This window comes from Metabacillus niabensis (assembly GCF_902829255.1).
Taxonomy (GTDB): domain Bacteria; phylum Bacillota; class Bacilli; order Bacillales; family Bacillaceae; genus Metabacillus; species Metabacillus niabensis.
Map to the genome: position 1 here is coordinate 1 of NZ_CADEPK010000427.1, position 2,483 is coordinate 2,483.

Annotated in this window: 6 protein-coding genes; 3 read left to right on the forward strand and 3 right to left on the reverse strand. The window is 31.6% G+C overall.

What is annotated here, in order from left to right:
• Positions 1-131 precede the first annotated feature (131 nt).
• Genes comGG through HU235_RS23420 form a run of 3 tightly spaced genes read left to right on the forward strand, consistent with a single transcriptional unit; the run spans position 132 to position 1,299 of the window.
• Positions 132-512: a competence type IV pilus minor pilin ComGG gene (gene comGG / locus HU235_RS23410; RefSeq protein ID WP_095299824.1), complete on the forward strand. Its 381-nt coding sequence runs from the start codon at positions 132-134 to the stop codon at positions 510-512.
• 41 nt (positions 513-553) lie between these two features.
• Positions 554-1,069 carry a shikimate kinase gene (locus HU235_RS23415; protein WP_145581501.1) on the forward strand — a complete coding sequence of 172 codons (516 nt, stop codon included), beginning with the start codon at positions 554-556 and terminating at the stop codon, positions 1,067-1,069.
• Between the two features lie 32 nt (positions 1,070-1,101).
• Entirely contained in the window at positions 1,102-1,299 is a 198-nt protein-coding gene (locus HU235_RS23420; protein ID WP_174881773.1) for a YqzE family protein, read from the forward strand.
• A gap of 79 nt (positions 1,300-1,378) precedes the next feature.
• Here the strand turns inward: HU235_RS23420 and HU235_RS23425 are convergent, their stop codons facing one another.
• The 3 genes from HU235_RS23425 to HU235_RS23435 form a co-directional block, all read right to left on the reverse strand.
• Positions 1,379-1,693: a DUF3889 domain-containing protein gene (locus tag HU235_RS23425; RefSeq protein WP_174881774.1), complete on the reverse strand. Its 315-nt coding sequence runs from the start codon at positions 1,691-1,693 to the stop codon at positions 1,379-1,381.
• A gap of 215 nt (positions 1,694-1,908) precedes the next feature.
• The gene (locus tag HU235_RS23430; protein ID WP_095299828.1) at positions 1,909-2,046 is read right to left on the reverse strand and encodes an anti-repressor SinI family protein; all 138 of its coding nucleotides are present in this window, start codon (positions 2,044-2,046) and stop codon (positions 1,909-1,911) included.
• Positions 2,047-2,079: 33 nt separating this feature from the next.
• Positions 2,080-2,421 carry a helix-turn-helix domain-containing protein gene (locus HU235_RS23435; RefSeq protein WP_095299829.1) on the reverse strand — a complete coding sequence of 114 codons (342 nt, stop codon included), beginning with the start codon at positions 2,419-2,421 and terminating at the stop codon, positions 2,080-2,082.
• Positions 2,422-2,483 lie beyond the last annotated feature (62 nt).

Below are 2,483 nucleotides of genomic sequence, written 5' to 3' on the forward strand. Positions count from 1 at the left end.
CATGAAATCTATCTATTTCGAGTAAAAGATATTGAATTAAATAAAATAGAAGATGGGATAAAAATAAAAGTCTTTAGTAATTTTGGGAAAGATTATGAACATATATTTCGAATATTTAAGGATTTGAAAGTATGAGAAAAGATGAAGGATTTATCTTACCAACAACAATGGTTGTTATTTTCTTTTGCTTACTGATCATTACTTATATTTCAACCGCAGCAATTAGTGAAAAAAAGTTCTATAGTGAAACTGAGCAATACTATATTGTTGATCAGTTAATGCTCATAGCAGTGGAAGATTCATTAAAACAGTTACAAGCAACAGAGGCTGATAATGAGAAGACTATTTATAAAAGTACAAGCATTGGTGAAATATCGTATTCCTTTGTGAAGGTATCACCCGAAATATATGAGGTTCAGTTGAAATGCACTACATTAAAAAATAAAGACTATACGGCAAAATATCAATACGATATCGCGAAAAATGAAATGATTGTATGGTCTGAATATTAAAGATTATGTTATTGTTAAAGAAAACCGTGGAGGAATTTTTGGTGAAGGCAATATATTTAACTGGGTTTATGGGAGCAGGTAAAACGACTATAGGGGAACAGCTTGGAATCGAACTAAGTTTACCTGTCATTGATACAGATAAAGAGATTGAAAAAAAGCAAGGCTTAACGATTAAACAAATTTTCGAACAATATGGAGAAGCGTATTTTCGTGAACTCGAAACTGAAATTTTAAAAACTCTTCCTAGTGAGAATGTCATCATAACTACTGGTGGCGGCATAGTCATTAAGAGAGAAAATCGTGAACTAATGAAAAATAACGGCCAAATAATTTTACTACATGCTGAGATTGACGTGGTATATGAGCGTATTCATGCTGATCCAAATCGCCCGATTGCAAGTAAAAAGTCGAAACAACAGCTTGCTTCATTATATCTATCACGCAAATCATTTTATGAAGATTGCACTATTAAAATTGAAACAGGAAACAAAAGTATAGCTGAGATTGTAAAAGACATGATTTTACGATTAAAAAAGGTAGAAATTGGTCATAACTAAAATCAGAAACTTATAATTAAGGAGTTTTGATTTTGTCTACAAATGATTATGTTAAGTATCTTACTCAACAAATCGTAAAATTTATGGATACTCCAAAGGAAACGAGAAAGCAACAACGAGAGGAGAAAAAGTTAGGCGAGACATCGTCGACCTTCTATACAAATAGGTGGTTTGGCGTTTTACCTTTCTCAATAAAATTGTTTGTAAAAAAACAGAAAAATAATGAGTGAAATAATTAGACATTGGAAAAAGGCAAACCAATTAAAAAGTTTGCCTTTTTCCAATGAAAATTTATTGAGAAAGATGTTTTTATGCCTCTGGGATTACTTGAACTGTTTTGATTTTTCCAGAATTTGAATCATATGTGATCGTAGTATATACGGCAAAGTCTTGCAAGCCCTCTCTTAATGTAAGACGATATTGTTTGACTGTAATATCTTTTTTAGATTTATCCCATATTTTTTGAGAAAACAATACCTGTGATAGCGGATACCTCTTTTTTGTTTCTTTAACAGCAACATCTTCCCAAGATTCAGAGGAAGCAGCAAGACTGTGACTTAATTCAAATCCTTGTGTGAGTGTAAATCCTAATAAAAAAGAAATACAAAAAACCCACCTTTTCAATATAAACACCACCCTTATTACTTATTTTTTCCAATCTGTTAAGATCTATACTTAGTGGTGTTATATCTTATTAGGAGAACGGAAAATAATCATTCATTATTGTGGGAAACAAAAAGTCGAATGGTTAGAGGATGGAGATAGCATATCAGTTAGAAAAAGTGAAATACTTTGGTTAGACCTCTCACTATTCGAGAGGTCCTAAGTCATTTAATTGCTTATTTTGCAGCATGTCCATTTTGAAGAAAAAGGAGAATTTCATCAAATGACAATCCAATTTGTTTTGCCTCTTTTATTAATTCTACCCATTCAATGTCTAAATCTACTAATTGAATATTCTTCTCTGGATTATCCATTTTGACCTTGTCCTCCTGAATAAGTTTGTCCTCTTATTTTTTCTCTTCCTGCCATTTTTTGAATTTTAAATAGTCACGGAACTCTTCGAAATCTTTTTTGCTCATTCCTTCTTCAATAGCTTTGTTTAGTAACCTGCTCCATTCATCATCTAAAATAAATTCCTTCGATTGACTTCCTGACGTTGAGCCTAATAAATCTTCAACATCTATTTCAAGTGTTGAAGCAATCTTCTTTAAAAATTGAAGCGAGGGATTTTTTTGTACATCACGTTCAATGTAGCTTAAGTATGATTTTGAAACTCCTGCTAACTCAGCTAATTCACTTATAGAATATCCCTTCTCAAGTCTCAACTCCTTTAATCGTTCTCCAACCATATACGGTTCTCCTTATATTCTTTTACCAAATTTATACTAACTAAATTCATTATATGAAACAA